Raw genomic sequence first — 23,076 nt, 5'->3', positions numbered from 1 at the left:
ATTCAATCTTGAACGGGAAAGACTGGGGGCTTAGGGTAGACAAAACAGGCGCTAACTTGGGTGACAATCCGCAATTATCCCCGTCCGGCTCAGACCGAGAACGCTCAACCCTTTACACGCCACAAACCAGCCCACATGTCCGCCGTTTTTGACTTCACCTTTGTGCCTTGGTTCCGTTCGGTCGCGCCCTACATCCACATGCACCGCGGCAAGACCTTTGTCGTGGGCATCGCGGGCGAGGCCATTGCCGCAGGCAAGCTGCCCAACTTGGCGCAAGACTTGGCGCTCATCCAAAGCATGGGCGTGCGCATTGTGTTGGTCCACGGTTTTCGCCCTCAGGTGAACGAACAACTGGCCGCCAAAGGCCATGTGCCCCATTACTCACACGGCATGCGCATCACCGATGGCGTGGCCCTCGACTGCGCGCAAGAGGCGGCAGGCCAACTGCGCTTTGAAATTGAAGCCGCTTTCAGCCAAGCCCTGCCCAACACGCCCATGGCGGGCGCCACGGTGCGCGTGATTTCTGGCAACTTCATCACCGCTCGCCCTGTGGGCATCTTGGACGGCATCGACTTTCAACACTCAGGCTTGGTGCGCAAGGTGGACGTGGCGGGCATCACCCAAACCCTCGCCTCGGGTTCGATGGTGCTCATCTCGCCGTTTGGCTTCTCACCCACGGGCGAAGCGTTCAACCTGACCATGGAAGAAGTGGCCACATCGGTGGCCACCGCTTTGCAAGCGGACAAACTGCTGTTTGTGACCGAGACACCGGGCATTCGCATTCGCCCCATGGAACCCGAAAGCGAAGACAACCCCATCGACACCGAACTGCCGTTGGACGCCGCCAAACAACTGCTGGCCACCCTGCCCCACACCACAGACCCCTCTGACATCGCGTTTTACTTGCAGCATTGCGTGAAGGCTTGCGAGACGGGCGTGGAACGTAGCCACATCTTGCCGTTTGCGGTGGATGGCTCACTGCTGCTGGAGGTGTACATGCATGACGGCATTGGCACCATGGTGGTGGATGAGAAGCTAGAAAGCTTGCGCGAAGCCACGCATGAAGACGTGGGCGGCATCTTGCAACTGATTGAGCCGTTTGAAAAAGACGGCACCTTGGTCAAGCGTGACCGCAACGAGATTGAACGCGATGTGGGCCAATACACCGTCATCGAACATGACGGTGTGATCTTTGCATGCGCGGCGCTCTACCCCTACCCCGAAGCGCAAACAGCTGAAATGGCGGCCCTCACCGTGTCGCCCCAATCGCAAGGCCAAGGCGATGGCGAGAAGGTGCTCAAGCGCATCGAACAACGCGCCCGCAACAAAGGCCTCAAGAGCATTTTTGTGCTGACCACACGCACCAAGCATTGGTTCTTGAAACGCGGCTTTGTACAGGTTGATCCTGATTGGCTGCCCGAAGCACGCAAGCGCAAATACAACACCGACCGCAGGAGTTTGGTCTTGGTGAAGAAGCTGGCATAAAAAAACGGGGCTCACAAGCCCCGTTTTTTATTGCCAGCTCAGGGTGTCACGCCTTCGCTGGAGTCGCTGGCGTCTCTGATGCTCGGCGCAGGCTGAGACAGCAAGCGGATGAAGGCGGCCAAGGCCAACAACCCCAACCCCACAAACGCCACAAACGACCAGTTGGCAATCGAGCCCCCCAAGAAAGTCCAATCCACCTTTGAGCAATCACCACCGCCCTTAAAAATCATGGGGATGGCACGTTGCAGCGGGAAGGTTTCGATCATGCCGTAGAAGTCACGGCCACATGACACCACCTCGGGCGGGTACCACTGCAACCAAGTTTGGCGGGCCGCCACATAAGCACCGCCACCAGCCAACAACACCAACACACTGCCGACCGTCAACGATGCGGTACGGCCCGACAAAACCGCACCCAGCAAAGCCACCAAACCCATCAACACCATCACATAGCGCTGCACGATGCACATGGGGCAAGGCTCCAAGCCCACCACATGCTGCAAATACATGCCGAACGACAACAAACCCAAACAGGTCAGGGCAATACAAAGCCAAACACGGCGAGGGTTATTCAAAAGTTCTACGTGCACATCGGTCTCCAAAAGGACTAGATTCAATTGTCGCTGTGAAACAATGGTGGCATTGGCCCAAACGCCAAAAAACCAGAGACAAGCCATGACTTTACGTACACCACAGCCCGCCGATACACCCCGTTTACACAACTTCGTCACCCAACTCGATGCACTGCTCAAAAGCACCACCGACGAAGCCGCCATTTTGGCGAGTGGCAAACCGCTGTTGGCCGAGTTGGTGGCACACGACGATTGGCTACCTGAAGAATACGCCCAGCCCAACCCCGAGCGTTACCAACAGTTTTTACTCTACGCCGACCCCGATGACCGCTTTTCAGTGGTGAGCTTTGTGTGGGGCCCAGGTCAATCTACGCCGATTCACGACCACACCGTGTGGGGCTTGATTGGCATGTTGCGCGGCGCAGAGCTGTGCCAGCCGTTTGCCAAAAATGCACAAGGCCATTGGCAGCCCAGCGGCGAGCAAATCCGTTTAGAGCAAGGCCATGTCGAAGCCGTGTCACCCACCATTGGCGATGTGCACCGGGTGTGGAATGCATTCGCCGACCAAGCCTCCATCAGCATCCATGTCTACGGCGCCGATATTGGCAAGGTGAGCCGCCACGTGTTCCATGAAGACGGCACGGTGAAAGATTTCATTTCTGGCTACAGCAATGCCAAGGTTGAAGCGCCACTTGAATTTCCCCTCGCTGCTTACGCCCATATTCGCGAAACCCTGCTGCAACGCCAAGAAATCGCCATCCTCGACGTGCGCGAGGAAGACCCATTCGCCCAATGCCACCCCCTGTTTGCAGCCAACTTGCCATTGGGCCGTATCGAAGCCGATGCTTGGACGCGCATCCCTCGCTTGGACACCTTCATCGTGGTGTACGGCACTGCATTCAATGGCGACGACCTCGCCCTGCCCGCAGCCCGCACCTTGAAACGCATGGGCTACACCAACGTGCATCTGCTTGCCGGTGGCCTCCAAGGCTGGCAAGATGCAGGCGGCGAAGTGTTCCGCGATGTCAACGTGCCCAGCAAATCGTTTGGTGAGTTGGTCGAATCCAAGCGTCACACGCCGTCGCTCTCCGCGCAAGAAGTCAAAGCCCTCATCGATGCCAAAGCCAATGTGGTGGTGATGGACGCACGCCGTTTTGACGAGTACCAAACCATGAGCATTCCCAGCGGCATCAGCGTGCCCGGGGCCGAGCTGGTGTTACGTGCCCGCGCACTCGCGCCCAATGCCACCACGCGCATCATCGTGAACTGTGCGGGCCGCACGCGCAGCATCATTGGTACGCAGTCGCTCATCAACTCAGGCATTCCCAACCCCGTGAGCGCCCTGCGCAACGGCACGATTGGTTGGACCTTGGCAGGCCAAGAGCTGGTCAAAGGTGCGAGCGATCATTTCCCCGAGGTGGACGACGCCACCCGAGCCAAAGCCGCTGCCAGCGCATTTGCGGTGGCCATGCGCGCCGGTGTGAAACGCGTGCGTTTGGATGAGCTCAACACATGGTTGGCCGACCCCACACGGACCACGTATTTCTTTGATGTGCGCACACCCGAAGAATACGTAGCGGGCCATGTGGCCGGTGCACGCAGCGCCCCCGGCGGCCAACTGGTGCAAGAGACCGACCACCAAGCTGCCGTGCGTGGCGCACGCATCGTGCTGTGCGACACCGATGGCACACGCGCCCACATGTCGGCCTCGTGGCTAGCCCAAATGGGTTGGGAGGTGTATGTGGTGTCAGGCCTCACGGCCGAAGACTTCACACACACCGACGTGCAAGCTTTGCCATTGCCCGAGACACAAGGCAAGGTCACACCGGTGAAAGTTGAGCAAGTCAAAGCTTGGTTGGCCGACCGCAACAGCCACACCGTGGTGCTCGACTTCAGCACCAGCGCCCAATACATCCACGGCCATATTCACAGCGCGTGGTGGGTCTTGCGCACACAGCTCAAAGACTCGCTCACTGCCGCGCACAAAGGCCACCGCTATGTGCTCACCTGCCAAAACGGCAGCGTGTCACGATTTGCTGTGGCCGATGTACAAGCGGCTGTCAAAGCCGGCATTGAGGTGGTGTGGCTTGAAGGCGGCAACGCCGCTTGGCTGGCCGCGGGAGGCAAGCTGCAAACCGGCGACCACCAAATGGCCGTGGAGCGCGTGGACCGTTACCGCCGTCCCTACGAGGGCACCAACAACCCAGTGGAAGCCATGCAGGGCTACCTCGACTGGGAGTTTGGTTTGGTCGACCAGCTGGCACGCGATGGCACCCACCATTTCAGGGTGATTTAAATATTGCTACAGTCTCGCCTGAAGTTTTTAACCCTGATCACAGAGAAGCACATCACATGTCACGCACCGTTCAATGCATCAAACTCGGCACCGAAGCAGAGGGCCTCGATTTGCCACCGTACCCAGGCGAGTTGGGCAAGCGCATTTGGGAAAGCGTCAGCAAACAAGCTTGGGCCGATTGGATCAAGCAGCAAACCATGTTGGTCAACGAAAACCGTTTGAACTTGGCCGACCTGCGCGCCCGTGAATACCTCAAGCGCCAAATGGAAAAACATTTCTTTGGCGACGGCGCTGACGCCGTGCAAGGCTACGTGCCACCAAGCGCTTAATCGCGCTGCATTCAACGCAACCCTGCGTGGTCAGCGAGAACGCATGGCACGGCTGCAGCAGCTGGTGCCACACACAAGCCAGCTTTGACGAGCTGGCTTTTCTACGTCTGTGGCACAGCTGGGCAACGGATAGCGCACGACCTATGCACTTGCATGTGGTGGCGCATCGTGTTGAGCCTTTGCAAGCAGATGCGTTGCTGCGTGCGGTTGCGGCGCAGGCTCCTGAACTTTTGCCCTACGCCCAACAACTGGCCGAACAATGCTGGGGCTTGTTGCCCGGCATACACCGCTTGCGGTTTGCCCGCCACACACACTCGAAGACACAGCTTGACCCAAGCGTTGGAACAGCACCCGACGACCACACCGCACACGACCGCGATGCTCGCTTGGCGCTCACCCTCTGCATAGGTCCACACGAAGCTTGGCCTGAGTTTGTAGACGTGCTGCATGCACACCCCACAGGCCCATGCATTCCACCTGCTGATGCGCCTGCGTTGGATGAACGTACGGTCACCATCATCGGATCCGGCATTGCAGGTGCTGGCACTGCACGCGCATTGGCTGAACGCGGCTGGCAAGTGACGGTGCTCGATGCAGGCGACGCTCCTGCTGCTGGTGCATCGGGCTTGCCCGTGGGCGTGGTGGCGCCACACACCTCGCACGACGACAGCGGCGTGTCACGCCTCTCGCGCGCCGGCTTGCGGCTGATGGAACAAACCATGCGAAGGTTGCTGACCGAAGGCGTGGATTGGGGCTGCACCGGTGTGCGCGAACGCCGCCTGCCCGGCAAAACCCGACGCGGCGGTGTGCCACTGAGCTGGCTCCACGAACACGCCCACAACGCGAACGACTGGACACACAAAGCACCACTGCCTGCTCCCGATGATGCGTACTGGCACCCACACGGCGCGTGGCTCAGACCTGCGCAATTGGTGCGTGCCTTGCTCGACCACCCGAACATTCGTTGGCAAGGCCACGCCAAAGTGGACGCTTTGCAATGCGTCACGCCAGTTGAAAACACCAACGCATCCAAATGGCAAGTGCTTCAAGACGGCAAGGTACTGGCCGAATCCTCTCGCGTGGTGTTAGCCGCAGGTCCTGGCTCTGCGGCACTCATTGCCACCGCCACTGAAGATGGCAGTGCCCCACGCATCAACCCACTGCGCGGCCAAGTGTCTTGGGGCTTGATGGCCGATGTGCCCGCAGGTTCGTACATGCCCGCCACACCCGTGAACGGCAATGGCAGTTTTGTGCACGACATCACCTCGCCCGATGGCCCCGCTTGGTACACCGGAGCCACGTATGACCGCATCAACGGCGACGCGCGCTTGCTCGATGCCGACCACGCAGAAAACTTAGAACGCTTGCGAGCTTTAGAGCCGGACACCGCGGCCGCACTCGCCCCCTTGTTTGCCACTGTTGGCTCAGAAGCCCCACGCGTGCATGGCTGGGCTGGTATGCGCTGTGGCGTGCATGACCGCTTACCCATGACAGGCCGCGTGCCCAACACACCCGAGGGCTTGTACATGAATGCGGCCATGGGCTCGCGCGGTTTGACGCTGGGCTTGCTGTGCGGCGAATTGCTGGCCGCACAATGGCATGGCGAGCCCTTGCCCGTCGAAGCGCGACTGGCCAAGTTTTTAGATGCCACACGGTTCAAGCCCAAAGCTTGAACTCACCCATGGCACACGCAACCAACGACACACCCTAAGCGCATCTACACAAATGACCCAAGCCTCAAACAAGATATCGACGCCAGAGGATGCAACTCAACAAGTAGCACCAGCTGCCGTGAGCATGGCCGAAGCCTTTTGGTTTTGGCTCAAGCTCGGTTTCATTAGCTTTGGTGGGCCTGCGGGACAAATTGCCATCCTGCATCAAGAGCTGGTGGAGCGCCGCCGTTGGTTGTCTGAGCGACGGTTTTTGCACGCGCTCAACTACTGCATGGTGTTGCCCGGCCCAGAGGCCCAACAGCTGGTCACGTACATCGGCTGGCTCATGCACAAGCGCTGGGGCGGTGTGGTAGCGGGTGCCTTGTTTGTGTTGCCGTCATTGGCCATCTTGATTGCGCTGTCGTGGGTCTACATCGCATTTGGAGAGTTGCCTTGGGTGGCGGGTTTGTTCTTTGGCATCAAGCCTGCGGTCACGGCCATCGTGGTGCAAGCGGCACATCGCATTGGTTCACGTGCGTTGAAAAACAACGTGTTGTGGGCCATCGCCGCGGCATCGTTTGTAGCCATCTTTGCGCTCGATGTGCCCTTCCCCTTCATCGTGGGTGTGGCCGCTGCTATAGGTTATGTGGGCGGCCGCGTGTCGCCACACACATTTCAAACCGGCGGTGTGCATGGCGCTTCCAAGGCTTCTTATGGCCCGGCTTTGATTGACGACCACACGCCACCACCTGCACACGCGCATTTCAGCTTTGCAGGTTTGACCCACGTGTTGTTGGCAGGTGCCGTGTTGTGGGCTCTACCCATGGGCGTGCTGTGTGCGGTGTTCGGTTGGGAACACGGCTTCACGCAAATGGGCTGGTTCTTCACCAAAGCGGCTTTACTCACCTTTGGTGGCGCGTATGCCGTGCTGCCCTATGTGTACCAAGGCGCGGTCAGCCAGTTTGGCTGGGTCACGCCCACGCAAATGATGGACGGCTTGGCCTTGGGCGAAACCACACCGGGTCCACTCATCATGGTGGTGGCCTTTGTGGCGTTCGTCGGTGGCTATGTCAAAGCCTTGCTCGGGCCTGAGAGCCTATTTGCCGCAGGTGCCCTGGCCGCGTGCCTCGTGACGTGGTTCACGTTCTTGCCCTCGTTCATCTTCATCTTGGCAGGCGGTCCCTTGGTGGAGAGCACGCACCGCAACCTCAAGTTCACCGCACCCCTCACCGCCATCACCGCTGCCGTCGTAGGCGTGGTGCTCAACCTCGCACTGTTTTTTGGCTATCACCTGTTGTGGCCAGAAGGTTTTGATGGCGCGTTGGATGTGCGTTCGGCACTCATTGCCGTAGGTGCGGCATGGATGCTGTTCAAATTGAAACGCAGCGTGATGGAAGTCATTGGCCTGTGCGCCTTGGTGGGTTTGGCCGTCAAGCTCATTCCGCTTTGATACTTTGCGCAGAAACATGCACACCCTTGAACAACTGCGAAGCGGCGAACTGGCAGGCATCACACGCCTGCAACTGCGCTGTGGCCTAACCGAATTTCCACGTGAAATTTTTGAGTTGGCCGAATCACTGGAAATCTTAGATTTATCGGGCAACCAGCTGAGTACCCTGCCCGACGATCTGCCACGCCTGCATAAGCTGTGCGTGATTTTTTGCTCGGACAACCCCTTCACCGAATTGCCCGAAGTGCTGGGTCAATGTCAGCAGCTCAGCATGGTGGGCTTCAAAGCCAACCGCATCGCACACGTGTCGCCCAAGGCTTTGCCACCACTGCTGCGTTGGCTCATCCTGACCGACAACGCGCTGACTGAATTGCCTGCTGAGATTGGGCAATGCACGCACATGCAAAAGCTGATGCTGGCAGGCAACCAGCTACGCAGCCTCCCCACCGAACTGGCCCACTGCACACGCCTAGAGTTGCTGCGCATTTCAGCCAATCAACTGACAGAGTTTCCGGATTGGTTGTTGCACATGCCACGTCTCACATGGTTGGCGTTTGCGGGCAACCCATTCACACACGCACTAGAAGCACGCGCTTTGGCCAATGCGCCCACCCCTCACATTGAATGGCCGCGCCTGCGTGTGCAACACCAACTGGGTGAAGGCGCGTCTGGTGTGATTCACCAAGCCACTCTGCGGACTCGCGAAGGTGAACAGTCAGTGGCAGTCAAGCTGTTCAAAGGCGCCGTCACCAGCGATGGCTTGCCTGATTGCGAAATGGCGGCGTGCATGCACGCAGGTGCGCATCCGCATGTGGTGTCGGCCATGGCACGGGTGACCGAGCATCCAGCCAACCAACAAGCCTTGGTCATGCCCCTGATTGCGTCCGAGTTTGGCAACCTCGCAGGACCACCTAGCCTTGAGAGCTGCACACGCGATGTGTACCCGAATGGCAAACGCATGAGCTGGCACGCCACACTGCGCACGGCCATTGGCATGGCATCCGCCACGCAGCACTTGCACACACGTGGCATCTTGCACGGCGACTTGTATGCGCACAACATCTTGCACACCGCAGAAGGTGATGCGCTGCTGAGTGACTTTGGTGCAGCGGCGTTCTTTGATGTGAACGATGCAGCACTCGCACAAGGTTTGGAAAAACTCGAAGTGCGTGCGTTGGGTTGTTTGCTGGAAGAACTGGCTGAGCAATGCGATGTCACGTCCATTCATACGCAGGCAGAAGCCAACGCAGTGACGCCTTCACCACATAGCAAGCAACTTCAAACTTTGAAAAAAATCGCGCAGCAGTGCTTGCACGACACACCCGCCCAGCGCCCTAGCTTGGCACAGGTGTGCGCCGAGCTAGAGGCCTTGAGCCACTGAAACGCGTAAAGCTTTAACCGCCCACCACGCCGCCATCGCGGCGTGAGATGGCAATGATGGATGAACGCGGCACCGCATCGCCACCCTGCGGGAAGTGCGAAGGCACCAACTTTTCACCGGGGTGTTGAATGCCCACAAACATCGTTTTCTGGTCAGGCGTGAACGCAATGCCTGTGATTTCACACGCTACTGGCCCCACCAAGAAACGTTGGATGTCACCCGTCACAGGGTTGGCACACAACATTTGGTTGTTGCCCATGCCCGCAAAGGCTTTGGCGTTGCTGTAGTCGCCATCGGTTTGAATCCACAAACGGCCATCGCGGTCAAAGGCCAAACCGTCCGGGCTGTTGAACATGTTGTCAGGTGTGATGTTGGCCGAGCCTGCATACGCGTCTTTGTGCAGCGTGGGGTTACCTGCCAAGGCAAAGATGTCCCACGTGAATGAGTTGGCCGTGTGGTCGTTGCCCTTGGGCGTCCAACGCACGATTTGGCCGTACACGTTTTTGGCCCGTGGGTTGGGTCCGTTCACCGCTTGGTTGGGCTTGGTGCCTCGGTCGCTGTTGTTGGTGAGGGTCACGTACACCTGCGCTTGTGTGGGATGCACAGCTATCCACTCAGGACGGTCCATGGTGGTGGCGCCCACCACGGTGGCAGCCAAACGCGTGTGGACCAACACCTCGGCTTGGTCTTTGAAACCCGCCTCTGCCGTCAAGCCATTTTTGCCGTGGGTCAACTCTAGCCATTCGCCCTCGCCTTGCGCTTGGCCGTCCACCGTGGTGAAGCGCGCTACGTACAAGGTGCCTTCGTCCAGCAAATCGCGATTGGCTTTTGGATTCTTGGCATCGAACTTTTTGGCCGAGACAAATTTGTAAATGTGTTCGCCCTTCTCATCGTCCCCCATGTAGACCACCACATGGCCGTCGGCATTCACCACCACTTCGGCGTTCTCATGTTTGACGCGGCCCAAGGCCGTGCGCTTGATGGGGGTGCTGGTGGGGTCCATCGGGTCAATCTCAACCACCCAACCAAAACGGTTGGGTTCGTTGGGGTTCTTGGCCAAATCGAATCGACCATCAAAGGAATACCAGTTCAAACCCGCACCTTTGGCGCTGATGCCATAGCGTTTGAAAGCTGCGTTGTCAGGCAGGCTCTCGGCGCTGCCAAAGTAGCCGTTGAAGTTTTCTTCGCAGGTCAAGTACGTGCCCCATGGCGTGCGGCCATTGGCGCAGTTGTTGAACGTGCCCAAGGCCACGGTGCCTGTGGGGTCGGCTTGGGTCTTCAACAAAGCGCTGCCTGCGGCTGGGCCGCTCAAACGCATTTCGGTGTTGGCCGTGATGCGACGGTTCAGACGAGCCTGAGGTTGCAACTTCCACACACCGCCCACGCGACGCACTTCAAACACGCTCACACCGTGGGCAGCTTGGGCCTTGCGTGTGTCTTCGATGCTGCTGCAGCGACCGTTGACAAACAGGTATTCGTAGTTGGCGTATTCGTTGTTGACCGCAATCACGCCATGGTCTGCGCCCAAGCTGAAAAAGCTCATGCCATCGTTGTTGTCGCCGATGGACAAGCCTTGGCTGATGGCTGTGCCGCGCGTGGCTGGGTCAAACGCTGTGCCACCGGGAAGGATGGCGTCACCCCACGACGCCAACACGCGCCATTGGTAGCCTGCAGGCACGGTGATGGTGTCCAAAGAATTGGCAGCAATCGGCGCGAAGCCGATGCGTGGACCTACGTGCTTGCTGACGTTGGCAGCTTGCGCCAAACCTTGGCCGCCCAAGAACAAGCCCATGCCCGCCCCTGCTGCGCCCAGTAGCTGGCGGCGGCTCAACAGCGTGTTCACCATGTGGCTGAAATCTGTGTCATCCGAACGTGGATGGTTGCGTTGGTCGTTTTCGTCAAAGGTATTCATAGCAGCCTCAGTGTAAAAATTGATGCAAACTTTAAGCCCCGTTCGTGACAATGCTGTGACATATTTTCGTCACAAATAAACGGTAATATTGTTTTTATGAAACACGGCACACTCCTCGCAGCGATTGATTTGGGCTCTAACAGCTTTCGCCTTGAAATCGGTCGCTACGACCACGGACAAATTCAACGTGTGGCCTACCTCAAAGAAACCGTGCGACAAGGCAATGGTTTAGACGCTGACCGCAACCTCACCGACGAAGCCATGCAGCGGGGCTGGGATTGCTTGGCTCGGTTCTCCGAACGCTTGTCGGGTTTCAAAAAATCACAGGTGCGCGCCGTGGCGACACAAACCCTGCGCGAAGCCAAAAACCGTGAAGCCTTTTTGAAAAAGGGTTGCGAAATTTTGGGCTTCCCCATCGAGGTGATTGCAGGCACCGAAGAGGCCCGTCTGATTTACCAAGGCGTGGCCCACATGCTGCCCAGCAGCAACGAGCGCCGCCTGGTGGTCGACATTGGCGGACGCTCGACCGAGTTGGTGTTGGGCCAAGGCTTGGAAGCCACCGAAACTGCCTCGTTCCGCGTGGGCAGCGTCGCGTGGTCGATGAAGTATTTCCCCACAGGGGAATTCACCGAGCAAGCATTTAAAAAAGCCGAAATTGCCGCACAAGCCGTGCTGGAAGAAGCCCTCTCCACCTACCCACGCACCCAATGGCAAAAAGCGTATGGTGCATCGGGCACTGTGGGTGCGGTGGCGGACATTTTGGCTTTGGCCGGTTTTCCTGAAAACGAAATCAGCTTAGAGGGTTTGGACTGGCTGGTGAAGTGTTTGGTGCGCGCTGGCCTGGCCCACAAGGTACAACTCGAAGGCCTCAAAGACGACCGTCGCGCAGTGATTGGCGGCGGCGTGAGCGTGCTGCGTGCTTTGATGAACTTGCTGCAAGTGAAGACCTTGCATGTGGCACAAGGCGCTTTGCGACACGGCGTGTTGTTTGACATGGTGGAGCGTGAAGACCACGACACCGACACCCGCGATTTATCTATCCAACGCTTGGCAACGAAGTTCGCGGTAGACAACGCCCAAGGCCTGCGCGTTGGCCGTGTGGCGGTGCATCTGTTGCAACAGATGCACGTCAAACCCAAAGACAACGACGCAGACACACTAGAGCGCTTGTGCCGCAAGCTGAGCTGGGCCGCACAACTGCATGAAGTGGGCGTGGCCATCTCACACAGCGATTACCACAAGCACGGCGCTTACATCTTGGACAACGCTGACTTATTGGGCTTTGGCATGCCAGAACTGCACCGCTTAGGTTTGCTGGTGCTGGGCCAACGCGGCAAATTGAAAAAGCTTGAAGACGAATTGCATGAGGACCAATTCGCCAAGATGCTGATGGCTTTGCGCGTGAGCCTGATTCTGTGCCATGCACGCAAAGACCCAGAGCACTTGGCACTGCGCTTGGACTGTGATGAACACAAGCATCGCATCACACTGACAGCCCCCGCCTCTTGGGCACAAGACTATCCACAGTCGGTGCATTTGCTCAAGCAAGAAAACATATCTTGGGCTAAAGCGCCGTGGACTTTTGAGTTTGTGACGAAACCATGACATATATGACAGTAGGCGTTTTAATTTAAACGATATAAACTGTTTATTCTTTTAATTCACAAGGAATAAACAGTGAGTACCACCGCTCAAAAAACCATCGTTCAAGCCGCCGTGAAGTCACGCGCTGCCACAACACCCGCCACCAAGAAGCCCGCAGTGAAAAAACCCGTGGTGAAAAAAGCGGCTACAAAGCCTGTGCGTAAAACTGCGGTCAAAAAAGCCCCAGTGAAAGTGGCCACACCTCAACCAGCAAAGCCAGTCAAAGCCGTCAAACCTGCCAAAGTCAAAAAGCCAAAGCTGGTGCGCGACAGCTTCACTATTCCTAAAGATGAATACGTGGTGGTTGACAGCCTGAAAGTCCGCGCTGGCAAACTCGGTCAAGCTGTGAAGAAAAGCGAATTGCTGCGTGCTGGCGTCAAAGCCCTCGCCGCCATGAGCGACATTCAGTTCAAAGCTGCTTTGAACAACGTGCCGACCATCAAGACCGGTCGTCCCAAGAACTCGAAGTAAGTTCTGGACAGGCGACGGTCAGCAACACCGTTTGGGGTTGACCGTCGCGTAGGCGGGTGCGCAGCCACCACACACCGCCCTTGCGCACAGGGCATGTGTGCTCGTGCATTCCCAGTAGCTTGGCCACTAGCTCACCCAAATAGGGCTGATGCCCGACCAACAGCACTGGGCCTTTGAGTTGCGGCCCAGTTTCAGGGTGCCACTTCAAAAGGTGCAGCACATCCTCCACGGATGTTTCAGGCACCAATTCATCGCGCAATTTGAATTTACGTCCCAAAGGCGCCACCGTTTGCTGGGTGCGCCGTGAAGGGCTGACCAACACCCGGGTGCCTTCTGGCAAATGACGGTCTAACCACGCAGCCATTCGCATGGCTTGACGCTCGCCTTTTTTGGTGAGTGAGCGCGATAAGTCGTCACCCCCTTCTGGAGCAACTTCTGCTTCTGCGTGACGCCACAAAATCAAATCCATGGTTTGCCCTTCGTTCACGGCCTCACGGCTTAGCCGCATACAGCGCCATCAGTGCGGCTTGCGCCCCGTGCAATGGCACAGATGCTGTAGGTTGAGCCGTTCTGGTCGAGGTGCGTTTCGGTTTAGCCACTTGCACACGCGTGTACTGCCCATCGGCATTCAAGCTCCATGCGTCCACGTTGTCGTGCAGATAAGCCACCAAACACTCGTCAATCACACGTTGGCGCAAGGCCGCATCTTCCACGGGCCATGCCAACTCAACCCTGCGCAGCATGTTGCGATTCATCCAATCGGCGCTCGACAAATACAAAGACTCGTCATTGCCGGTGCGGAAATAAAACACGCGCGAATGTTCTAAGAAGCGACCAATGATGGAGCGCACACGGATGTTGTCCGTCACACCCGGGCGCTGCGCGGGCAACATGCACGCACCACGAATGATCAAATCGATCTGTACCCCGGCCTGTCCGGCATGCACCAGCGCTTCCATCAGCTTTTCATCGGTGAGCGTGTTCATCTTCAAGATGATGCGGCTGGCCACACCTTGCGCAGCGGCTTGCGCTGTTTTCTCGACCTTGTCGATCAAGCTGCGTTGCAACTGGAATGGCGCAATCATCAGCTTGTTCAAGCGCGGAATCTTGCTTTGATTGGCCAGCAGGTTGAACACACTCTCCACGTCTTGCGTGAGCTTGGGGTCGCAGGTGATGTGGCTCAAGTCGGTATAGAGCTTGGCTGTGCGTGGGTTGTAGTTACCCGTAGACAAATGTGCATAGCGGCGAATGCTGCGACCTTCGCGGCGCGTGACCAAGAGCATCTTGGCATGGGTCTTCAAACCCACCACACCGTACACCACTTGTGCACCGATGTATTCCAACTTCTCAGCCCAGTTGATGTTGGCCTCTTCGTCAAAGCGCGCCTTGAGCTCCACCACCACCGTCACCTCTTTGCCGCGCTGCACCGCTTCGCGTAGCAACTCCATCAGGCTTGAATCGGCACCGGTGCGGTAAATGGTTTGCTTGATGGCCAACACATCGGGGTCGCGCACAGCTTCACGCAAAAAGGCCAGCACCCCATCAAAGCTTTCATAGGGCTGGTGAATCATCACATCGCCACTTTGCAAGCGGTCGAAGATAGACCCATTGGTGACCATTTGTTGCGGGTAGCTGGCGTTGTAACGCGGAAACAACCACTTGGGGTTGTCCACCAAATCAATCAACTGATTCAAACGCACCAAGTTCACAGGCCCATGCACACGGTACAGGGCTGAGTGCGGCAACTCAAACTGTTTCAACAAAAATTCAGACAAATGCTCTGAACAACCTGAAGACACCTCCAAGCGCACAGCCTGTCCGTAATTGCGATGTACCAATCCCTTGCGCAGTGCCGTGCGAAGGTTCTTCACATCTTCTTCGTCTACCGACAGATCGGAGTGGCGTGTGACACGGAACTGCGAGAACTGCCCCACATCGCGCCCCGGAAACAGGTCTTTCAAATGCGCACGAATCACGCTGGAAATCGACACAAACAGTTGACGTTTACCCGAAAGTTTTTCTGGCAATGGAATGAGGCGCGGCAAACTGCGTGGCACTTTGACAATCGCAATTTCGTTGTCACGACCAAACGCATCTTTGCCCGACAAACGCACGATGAAGTTGAGCGACTTGTTGGCCACTTGCGGAAAAGGGTGTGCAGGGTCTAAACCCACAGGCAACAGCAAGGGGCGCACTTCACGCTCAAAAAAGGATTTCACCCACTGGTGCTGCGCCAACGTGCGCTCGCCATGCGACAAGATGCGCACCCCTTCTTTGGCAAACGCAGGCATGAGAACATCGTTGTACAGCGTGTATTGCTCTTCCACCAAAGCATGCGCCACTTTGCTCAGCGAGTGCTGTGCATGTGTACCGGCGGCATCTAGAGGGGCTTTGGGATGCTCGACACTGTGGTGCAGCGCGGCGCGCACTTCAAAGAACTCATCGAGGTTGGAGGACACGATGCACAGGTAGCGCAAGCGCTCGAGCAAGGGCACATCGGCTCGCTTGGCCCAATCGAGCACGCGCTCATTGAAGGCGAGCAAACTCAAATCACGGTCTAGCCATTCATATTTGTGAGCGGGTGTAGATTTTTTATCTTTGGCAATCGAAGCAGCAGTCATCTCTATTTAAGCACCTAGGAAGTGTTTGCGGTAACGCGCAGGCATGTCGTTGATCTTCATCAGCATGGGCAAGTCAGCGGTGTTGAAATCTGGGTCCCATGCGGGTGCACCCAATACCTTGGCACCCAAACGCAAATAGCCCTTGATGAGCGCAGGTGGCTCGAAGGCGGTGTTGACCTCCCATTGCTCCACGGGCAAAGCCAAACGTGGAGTGACTTGGTTTTCCACTCCTGCCAAATGCGTTTGCTTGAGTTGATGCCAAATGCTGGCCGCCACTTCGCCACTGACCACACCTTGGTGCAGCATCGGGATACTGGCGCAACCAATCATCACATCGAGTTTGTTGCGCACCATGAATTCAGCCAACGCACCCCACAGGGCCATGATGACCCCACCATGGCGATGCTCGGCATGCACACAGCTGCGTCCCAACTCCACCATGCGTTCACGGTAGGGACGTAGACGTGTCAAATCAAACTCGAGGTCAGAATACGTGCTGCCAATGCGCTTGGCCTGCGCTGGGGTTAGCACACGGTAAGTGCCAATCACGTCACGCGTGATCTCATCGCGAATCAGCAGGTGTTCGCAAAAATCATCAAACAAATCGATGTCATGGCAAGGGATGCTTTCTTTCAAACGCGCGCCCATCTCCGTAGCGAATACATTGAAGCGAAGTTGCTGCGCTTCACGCACCTCATCTTGGTGCTTGGCCCATTCGACAATCAGGCTTGAACGGGCTTCAGTTTTCTGGGACGCGTGAGAAACTTGCTGAGCATCACAATCGCTTCGATGAAGCGACCCCCGTGGCACATCGATGAACGACAGCGGCATGGTTGGGTTAGGCAGTTCTTTCATAGTCGCTCCTTGGTTGGTTGACGCCATGAATTCTTGTCAATGCGTGTGACAACACCAAGGCAATGGTGTGAAATTTTTGTGACACATTGCGTCACCAAGATGTCACACAGCCTGATTAAGCTTGGCAGCCATCTATGCTGATCAAGTACCTACGCTTACTCGTTGCCTTTGCCAAGGCATTTGCAATTTTGTGGTTCAAGTTTCCACGTGCCTCACGTGAGCAAAAACTCGCGCACATCCAAGCCTGGTCACGCCACGTGTTAGAGGTCATGGGAATACGGTTGAACATCGCCCCCTCCTCCACGTTCATCTGGCCCAACAAAATCCAATTACTGGTGGCCAACCATGTGTCGTGGTTAGACGTGTTGGTGATTCAAGCATTGCAGCCTTGTGTGTTTGTGGCGAAGTCAGAGGTACGCCACTGGCCTGTGGTGGGCAGCATGGCACATGCCTGCGGGGTGGTATTTGTAGACCGAAGCGCCGCCAGCTCTGCTCGCAAAATGGTGGACGATGTGGGCAGCGCTTTACACCACGGGTATTGCGTGGCGGGTTTCCCAGAAGGCACCAGCAGTGAGGGGCATGATGTGAGTTTGTTTCATGCCAACTTGTTTGAAGCGGCCATTCACCGCGATGTGGCTGTGCTGCCTTTGGCTTTGCGCTACACCGATGCACGCACAGGCAGTTTGTGTTTGAAAGCGGCGTTTGTGGGCGACATCGGATTCATCGAATCCCTGCACCAAGTGATGGGCACGTCACACCTAGCGGTGGATGTGCAAATTGGTAAAACGCTCTCACCTCAAGGCCATTCACGCCGAACACTGGCACATTTGTCGCACCGCAGCGTGCTGAGCCAATTGCAATCCTTGCAGGCCTAGTTGTTGCTGCCCAAGTAGCGCTTGCGCCAGAAGAACACCATCAGCCCAATACCCAATGCACACATGAAAAACAAGGTCCACCACAACGCGTTTTCATCGTGAAGCGCGGGGAAGTTTTCAAAGTTCATGCCAAAAAAACCTGTGATGAGGTTGAGTGGCAAAAAGATAGCGGTCAACACCGTGAGCGTGCGCATGATGTCGTTGGTGCGGTTGCTTTGCGCATTGAAGTGCATTTGCACTGCCGTCTCAGCGCTTTGTTCTAAGCGACGCACATGGTGCACCACGCGTTCGATGTGTTCCAACACATCGCGGCTGCGTACCTTGAGCAACTCAAACGCACGCGGTGGCGCATGGTGTGATGGCGTGACGGTGTCCAGCGCGTCGATCCAGTCTTGAATGGCGGCACGTTGGTCCTCGCAAATTTCATCCAAATGGTGCAGCGACAAGCGCGCGTCTAACAATGCACTCCAATTTTTGAAACGTGCATGGGGATTGATGAGTTCAGTTTGCCAATGGTCGAGTTGACGGGTCAGTTCGCGCCTCAAATTCAAATAACCATCCACCATTTGACTGATGACACGCAGCATCAAATCCGGCGGGCTCACGGGGATGCGCTGTAGGGTGGCATGCGTCGCACCATTGGCCGAACTGAGCAAGCGAGCAGCAAAGCTGTCTCGCACTGCGCAATCGGTGGGATGCACGGTCAACACCAAGCGGTCAAACACCACAAAAGCCACCGGACTGGTGTCAATGCGGTGCAGCACAGGCGGGCCACCTTTGTCACGCGAGCGGTGCAAAATTTCACCAGGGCGAGACAAGTCAGATTCACTTTGACCTGCGGCCAATCGACGAAACACCATGAGGTTGTAGTCTGAGGTGTAGTCGTAATGCGAGGGCAATTGGTTGTTCAGCACATCGGCCACATGCAAATCCACCAACTGGGTACCACACAGGCGCTCTAAGGCTTGCTGAACATCATGTTGCAAGACCTCAAATTCTCGCCGTGCAAACGACATCCAGACAAAGCCTTGTTCGGGCATGTGCTGAGGCAACTCAGCAGATTCCACCACTGTGTGTGGCGCGATATGAAAGATACGCATGTGTGCAATTATGCGTGCGTACTCATCCACCTTGAAGCGGGAAATACCAGCTTGAAGCAAGAGCCTTGCCCCACTTCACTGGCAATGTGCAAGCTGCCACCGTGGCGCTGCATCACGTGTTTGACAATCGCTAGCCCCAAGCCTGTACCACCCGATTCACGCGAACGGCTGCGGTCAACTCGGTAAAAACGTTCGGTCAAACGCGGCAAGTGTTCAGCCGCAATGCCTGCCCCACTGTCACGCACTTCAATCAACAAACTACCATCAATGCCCTGATCGACCGACACATGCACATCACCACCCGCAGGGGTGTAACGCACGGCATTGCTGACCAAGTTAGACAAAGCGCTTTGCAACTCTCTGCCCTCACCCATCAATACCGCATCTGTCAGCAATGGATTCACAACAAAGTGAATGTGGTGAGACACATCCCCCTGCCCCAGAGAAGCTGACAAACCTTTGGCCTCTTGTTCACAAGAGGCCATCAAGCGCGACAACGGGAAAGACTGCCGCATGCTCGGTACAGGGCTACCTTCTAAGCGAGACAGCGTCAACAAGTCTTCCACCAAACCTTGCATGCGATGCGCTTGCGTGGCCATGAGCGACAGGTAGTGTGTTTTCTCTTCTTCCCTCAGCGGCAGGGTTTGGATGGTTTCGACAAAACCCGACAACACCGTGAGTGGCGTGCGAATTTCGTGGGACACGTTGGCCACAAAGTCTCGGCGCATGGCCTCGGCTTGCTCAACCACTGTGACATCACGGGTGAGCAACAGTTGCTTGCCCTCACCATAGCGATGGCGCTGAACAGAAATGCGCACAGGTCGATCCACACGGTGGCCACGGCCTTCTATCACCACGGGTTCACTGGGCTGCTCTAACGACATGTAAGCGGTGAACACGGGGTCACGCATCAAGTTACCAATGCGTTGCATGACATCACGCTCGGCATGAATGCCCAATTGGGCAGCAGCCGTTTGGTTGCACCATTCAATCTGGGCTTGCTTATCCAGCATCACCACACCGTTGGGCGAGGTTTGAATCGCAGACAAGAAGTCTTTCAAACGCTGTTCGCTTGCATCAATGCTGCGCTCGCGCTCACGCAACAGCTTGCGGGCTCGCTCCGTCAGAACACCCCACCAGCCCGACAGATGCGGCACCATGGCCAAATCACCATGACGCAGCCACGCACGCACACGGTAACCTCGCCACATATCCGACAGCATCCAAACCAAGGCCGCCAACAAAGCACCTGCCAAGGTATAGACCATGGACTGAGGTTTGTCGCCCATGACGCCCCAGGAAAATCCAAGCGCACCACCAAAGGCTAGCAAGGACAAGAAAGAGAGAAAGCGGCCTATCACAGGTGGCCCGTCATGCGATAGCCCACACCACGCACAGTTTCCACCATGCTGCCCGCATCACCCAAAGCCTCGCGCAAACGCTTGACATGCACATCCACCGTGCGCTCTTCGATGAACACATGGTCGCCCCACACGCGGTCTAGCAGCTGACTGCGGCTGTGCACACGCTCGGCGTGGTGCATCAAGTAGTTGAGCAACTTGAACTCCGTGGGACCAAGCTTGATGCCTTGGTCGTTGAAGCTGACACGGTGCGTAGAACCATCCAACTGCAAGCCACCAATGCGCACCACATCACTGGCTTGCTCAGGGGCGCGGCGGCGCAACACGGCACGGATACGGGCCAACAGCTCTTGGGTAGAAAACGGTTTGGTGATGTAGTCATCCGCACCGGCATCCAAGCCTGCAATTTTGTCGGGCTCATCACCGCGTGCAGTGAGCATCAAAATCGGCGTGGTTTTGGTGCGTGGGTCGGCACGCCAGCGACGGGCCAGCTCTAAACCACTTTGTCCTGGCAGCATCCAGTCGAGCAAGATGACGTCGGGCAACACTTCGTCGATGTGCTTTTGCGCAGCCACACCATCACCCGCCAACATCGGCAGCATGCCGTTGTGGCGCAAATTGATTGAAATGAGTTCAGCGATGGCTGACTCATCTTCAACCACCAAAACGCGTGCAATTTTCATTGTCCAGAAACTTTCAATCAGCTCATTGACGATTCGACATCCGCCAAGGGGGTGTGGCGCACGTCTTCACCTTTGACGATGTAGATGATGAATTCAGCAATGTTTTTGGAATGGTCACCAATGCGCTCAATCGCTTTGGCAATGAACAACAAGTCCAAGCTGGCCGAAATGGTGCGTGGGTCTTCCATCATGTAAGTGATGAGCTTGCGCACAAAACCGTCGAACTCTTTGTCGATTTCGTTGTCTTCGCGCAAGATGCTCACCGCCATCGGCACATCCAAGCGGGCAAACGCATCCAGCGCTTTGCGTAACAAACCCGAAGCCAAATCCGCCGACACACGCAAATCGCTGGACGGCAAAGAGCGTGGTGCCGAACCTTCAATGATGGACTTGACCATGCGGGCAATCTTGGCCGCCTCGTCGCCCACACGCTCTAAGTTGGCGGTGGTTTTGGACATGGCCATGAGCAAGCGCAAATCGCGTGCCGTCGGTTGGCGTCGGCCAATGACCGATGCGATTTCGCGGTCAATTTCAACTTCCAAGCTGTTGACTTTGTTTTCAGTCACCAACACATCGTCAGCCGCTTCAGGGCTGAACTGAGACAAAGCGAACACAGCTTGGCGAATTTGTGATTCCACCAAACCACCCAACTCCATCACGTGCGAAGAGATGTTGTTGAGGTCGGAATCAAATTGTGAGGACAGGTGTTTTTCTGGCATGGTGTTCTCCTAATTAGCCGAAGCGGCCAGTGATGTAGTCTTCTGTGGCGGTTTTGTTGGGTTTGAAGAAGATTTGCTCGGTCTCGCCAAACTCCACCAATTCACCCAAATACATATAGGCCGTGTAGTCGCTGCAACGCGCAGCTTGCTGCATGTTGTGGGTCACGATGGCAATGGTGTAGTCGGCCTTGAGTTCGTGCACCAACTCTTCCACCTTGCCAGTCGAAATAGGGTCCAGCGCCGAGGTGGGCTCGTCCAACAACAAGACCGAGGGCTTCACCGCCACGCTGCGCGCAATGCACAAACGCTGCTGCTGACCGCCAGAGAGTGACAAACCGTTTTGGCCGAGTTTGTCTTTGACTTCTGTCCAAAGCGCTGCTTTGGTCAAGGCCCATTCAACGCGCTCATCCATCTCAGTTTTGCTGAGGTTTTCGTACAAACGCACACCGAAGGCGATGTTGTCGTAAATCGTCATGGGAAACGGCGTGGGTTTTTGGAACACCATGCCAATGCGGGCACGCAGCAAGTTCAAATCTTGCTTGGGGTCCAAAATGTTTTGACCGTAAAAGTTGATTTCACCTTCGGCACGTTGGCCTGGGTACAAGCTGTACATGCGGTTCAAGGTGCGCAGCAAGGTGGACTTGCCGCAGCCTGATGGGCCAATGAAGGCGGTCACTTTGCGCTCGGCAATGTCCATGGTGACATTGCGCAAGCCTTGAAACTTGCCATAGAAGAAGTTCAGGTCGCGAACTTCGATGGCGTTTTTGGGTGCTGTTTTGATTTCAGACATGTTTAAATCCAATTGAAATTACGAGCTGACTTTGTCGCGGAAGAACACACGTGCCAAGATGTTGAGCACGAGCACGGTCAATGTGATGAGCAGCGCACCAGCCCACGCCAAGCGCACCCAGTTGTCATAGGGGCTCATGGCGAACTGGAAAATCACCACAGGCAAGTTGGCCATCGGCGCGCCCATGTTGGTGCTGAAGAATTGGTTGTTCAACGCAGTGAACAACAAAGGTGCCGTCTCGCCGCTGATGCGGGCCACAGCCAACAACAAGCCAGTCATCACGCCGCTCTTGGCTGCGCGCAAGGTGATGAAGGTAGACACCTTCCAACGTGGCGCGCCTAAAGCAAATGCGGCTTCGCGCAAACTGCCGGGCACCAAGCGCAACATGTTTTCGGTGGTGCGCATGATGACGGGCACCGCGATGAGTGACAAAGCCAAACTGCCCGCATAACCCGAGAAGTTGCCCACGGTGGCCACCGCAATCGCGTACACAAACAAGCCCAACACGATGGAGGGGGCAGACAACATGATGTCGGTGACAAAGCGGGTCAGCTCGGCCGTTTTGCTTTCGTCACCGTACTCGGTCAGGTACACACCGGCCAAGATGCCCACGGGAGTGGACACCAACACGGTCAAGCCCACGATCATCAAGCTGCCCACAATCGCGTTGCGCAAACCACCGCCTTCGGTGCCAGGTGCTGGTGTATCACTGGTGAGCAAGTTCGCATCCAGTGCAGACAGGCCGTTGGCAAATAAGACATAGAGAATCCAAAGCAACACAGCCAAGCCAATGGCCATCGCTGTCATCGAAAACACCAAGCCCAACAGGCTGGTGATTCGACGCTTTGTATAAAGTTGATTGTTCATTTCCATAAAAACC

20 protein-coding genes and 1 pseudogene are annotated in these 23,076 nt (G+C 56.5%); 10 read left to right on the top strand and 11 right to left on the bottom strand.

Annotated features, from left to right (window positions below; translation table 11 throughout):
- Positions 1 to 135 precede the first annotated feature (135 nt).
- Positions 136 to 1,485 carry an amino-acid N-acetyltransferase gene (gene argA / locus C5F52_RS05100; RefSeq protein ID WP_104797269.1) on the top strand — a complete coding sequence of 450 codons (1,350 nt, stop codon included), beginning with the start codon at positions 136 to 138 and terminating at the stop codon, positions 1,483 to 1,485.
- Between the two features lie 38 nt (positions 1,486 to 1,523).
- Here the strand turns inward: argA and C5F52_RS05095 are convergent, their stop codons facing one another.
- Positions 1,524 to 2,075, bottom strand: a complete 552-nt coding sequence (locus C5F52_RS05095) for a disulfide bond formation protein B (protein WP_236657740.1) — start codon at positions 2,073 to 2,075, stop codon at positions 1,524 to 1,526.
- On the opposite strand from C5F52_RS05095, the pseudogene C5F52_RS30015 reads away from it, so the two are divergent.
- From C5F52_RS30015 to C5F52_RS05070, 6 genes and pseudogenes are all read left to right on the top strand, one after another.
- A pseudogene (locus C5F52_RS30015) lies at positions 1,993 to 2,643 on the top strand (hypothetical protein); the annotation flags it as partial. The gene C5F52_RS05095 and the pseudogene C5F52_RS30015 sit on opposite strands and share 83 nt — an antisense overlap.
- 69 nt (positions 2,644 to 2,712) lie before the next feature.
- On the top strand, positions 2,713 to 4,353 hold the full coding sequence (locus C5F52_RS05090; RefSeq protein ID WP_201746981.1) for a rhodanese-like domain-containing protein: 1,641 nt from the start codon (positions 2,713 to 2,715) through the stop codon (positions 4,351 to 4,353).
- A 56-nt stretch (positions 4,354 to 4,409) separates the two neighbouring features.
- Positions 4,410 to 4,682: an oxidative damage protection protein gene (locus tag C5F52_RS05085; RefSeq protein ID WP_104797267.1), complete on the top strand. Its 273-nt coding sequence runs from the start codon at positions 4,410 to 4,412 to the stop codon at positions 4,680 to 4,682.
- Positions 4,683 to 4,708: 26 nt separating this feature from the next.
- Entirely contained in the window at positions 4,709 to 6,355 is a 1,647-nt protein-coding gene (gene mnmC, locus C5F52_RS05080; protein WP_104797266.1) for an FAD-dependent 5-carboxymethylaminomethyl-2-thiouridine(34) oxidoreductase MnmC, read from the top strand.
- A 124-nt stretch (positions 6,356 to 6,479) separates the two neighbouring features.
- Positions 6,480 to 7,784: a chromate efflux transporter gene (gene chrA / locus C5F52_RS05075; RefSeq protein WP_369951938.1), complete on the top strand. Its 1,305-nt coding sequence runs from the start codon at positions 6,480 to 6,482 to the stop codon at positions 7,782 to 7,784.
- Positions 7,785 to 7,800: 16 nt separating this feature from the next.
- Positions 7,801 to 9,165: a leucine-rich repeat-containing protein kinase family protein gene (locus C5F52_RS05070; protein ID WP_104797265.1), complete on the top strand. Its 1,365-nt coding sequence runs from the start codon at positions 7,801 to 7,803 to the stop codon at positions 9,163 to 9,165.
- Positions 9,166 to 9,178: 13 nt separating this feature from the next.
- Here C5F52_RS05070 and C5F52_RS05065 read toward each other — a convergent pair whose 3' ends face one another.
- A complete protein-coding gene (locus C5F52_RS05065) occupies positions 9,179 to 11,077 on the bottom strand; it encodes a PhoX family phosphatase (protein ID WP_104797264.1) in 1,899 nt (632 codons plus the stop codon).
- Between the two features lie 96 nt (positions 11,078 to 11,173).
- Between C5F52_RS05065 and ppx the strand changes: the two genes are divergently transcribed.
- Positions 11,174 to 12,682 carry an exopolyphosphatase gene (gene ppx / locus C5F52_RS05060; RefSeq protein ID WP_104797263.1) on the top strand — a complete coding sequence of 503 codons (1,509 nt, stop codon included), beginning with the start codon at positions 11,174 to 11,176 and terminating at the stop codon, positions 12,680 to 12,682.
- Between the two features lie 72 nt (positions 12,683 to 12,754).
- Positions 12,755 to 13,192: a hypothetical protein gene (locus C5F52_RS05055; RefSeq protein ID WP_236657739.1), complete on the top strand. Its 438-nt coding sequence runs from the start codon at positions 12,755 to 12,757 to the stop codon at positions 13,190 to 13,192.
- On the opposite strand, the gene C5F52_RS05050 is transcribed toward C5F52_RS05055, so the two are convergent.
- The 3 genes from C5F52_RS05050 to C5F52_RS05040 are packed head-to-tail and all read right to left on the bottom strand — an operon-like array spanning position 13,161 to position 16,668.
- On the bottom strand, positions 13,161 to 13,661 hold the full coding sequence (locus C5F52_RS05050; protein WP_104797805.1) for a histidine phosphatase family protein: 501 nt from the start codon (positions 13,659 to 13,661) through the stop codon (positions 13,161 to 13,163). The two genes, C5F52_RS05055 and C5F52_RS05050, sit on opposite strands and share 32 nt — an antisense overlap.
- Positions 13,662 to 13,683: 22 nt before the next feature.
- Positions 13,684 to 15,813 (bottom strand): polyphosphate kinase 1, encoded by a 2,130-nt coding sequence (ppk1, locus tag C5F52_RS05045; protein WP_104797262.1) that lies wholly within the window; start codon positions 15,811 to 15,813, stop codon positions 13,684 to 13,686.
- A 6-nt stretch (positions 15,814 to 15,819) separates the two neighbouring features.
- Positions 15,820 to 16,668, bottom strand: a complete 849-nt coding sequence (locus tag C5F52_RS05040; protein WP_104797261.1) for a GNAT family N-acetyltransferase — start codon at positions 16,666 to 16,668, stop codon at positions 15,820 to 15,822.
- A 134-nt stretch (positions 16,669 to 16,802) separates the two neighbouring features.
- On the opposite strand from C5F52_RS05040, the gene C5F52_RS05035 reads away from it, so the two are divergent.
- On the top strand, positions 16,803 to 17,543 hold the full coding sequence (locus C5F52_RS05035) for a 1-acyl-sn-glycerol-3-phosphate acyltransferase (RefSeq protein WP_104797260.1): 741 nt from the start codon (positions 16,803 to 16,805) through the stop codon (positions 17,541 to 17,543).
- Here the strand turns inward: C5F52_RS05035 and C5F52_RS05030 are convergent.
- From C5F52_RS05030 to pstA, 6 genes are all read right to left on the bottom strand, one after another.
- Positions 17,540 to 18,643: a magnesium transporter CorA family protein gene (locus C5F52_RS05030; protein ID WP_104797259.1), complete on the bottom strand. Its 1,104-nt coding sequence runs from the start codon at positions 18,641 to 18,643 to the stop codon at positions 17,540 to 17,542. The genes C5F52_RS05035 and C5F52_RS05030 overlap by 4 nt on opposite strands.
- Positions 18,644 to 18,651: 8 nt before the next feature.
- Positions 18,652 to 19,932, bottom strand: a complete 1,281-nt coding sequence (phoR, locus tag C5F52_RS05025; RefSeq protein WP_104797258.1) for a phosphate regulon sensor histidine kinase PhoR — start codon at positions 19,930 to 19,932, stop codon at positions 18,652 to 18,654.
- 68 nt (positions 19,933 to 20,000) lie between these two features.
- On the bottom strand, positions 20,001 to 20,687 hold the full coding sequence (phoB, locus tag C5F52_RS05020; RefSeq protein ID WP_104797257.1) for a phosphate regulon transcriptional regulator PhoB: 687 nt from the start codon (positions 20,685 to 20,687) through the stop codon (positions 20,001 to 20,003).
- A 17-nt stretch (positions 20,688 to 20,704) separates the two neighbouring features.
- Positions 20,705 to 21,406, bottom strand: coding sequence for a phosphate signaling complex protein PhoU (gene phoU / locus C5F52_RS05015; protein WP_104797256.1), 702 nt, complete (start codon positions 21,404 to 21,406; stop codon positions 20,705 to 20,707).
- 13 nt (positions 21,407 to 21,419) lie between these two features.
- The gene (pstB, locus tag C5F52_RS05010) at positions 21,420 to 22,196 is read right to left on the bottom strand and encodes a phosphate ABC transporter ATP-binding protein PstB (RefSeq protein ID WP_104797255.1); all 777 of its coding nucleotides are present in this window, start codon (positions 22,194 to 22,196) and stop codon (positions 21,420 to 21,422) included.
- Between the two features lie 18 nt (positions 22,197 to 22,214).
- Positions 22,215 to 23,069, bottom strand: a complete 855-nt coding sequence (gene pstA / locus C5F52_RS05005; protein ID WP_104797254.1) for a phosphate ABC transporter permease PstA — start codon at positions 23,067 to 23,069, stop codon at positions 22,215 to 22,217.
- Positions 23,070 to 23,076 lie beyond the last annotated feature (7 nt).

The organism is Limnohabitans sp. TS-CS-82, assembly GCF_002943475.1.
Note: the sequence above shows the minus strand (reverse complement) of the source record. Positions and strands in the feature narration are given on the sequence as shown.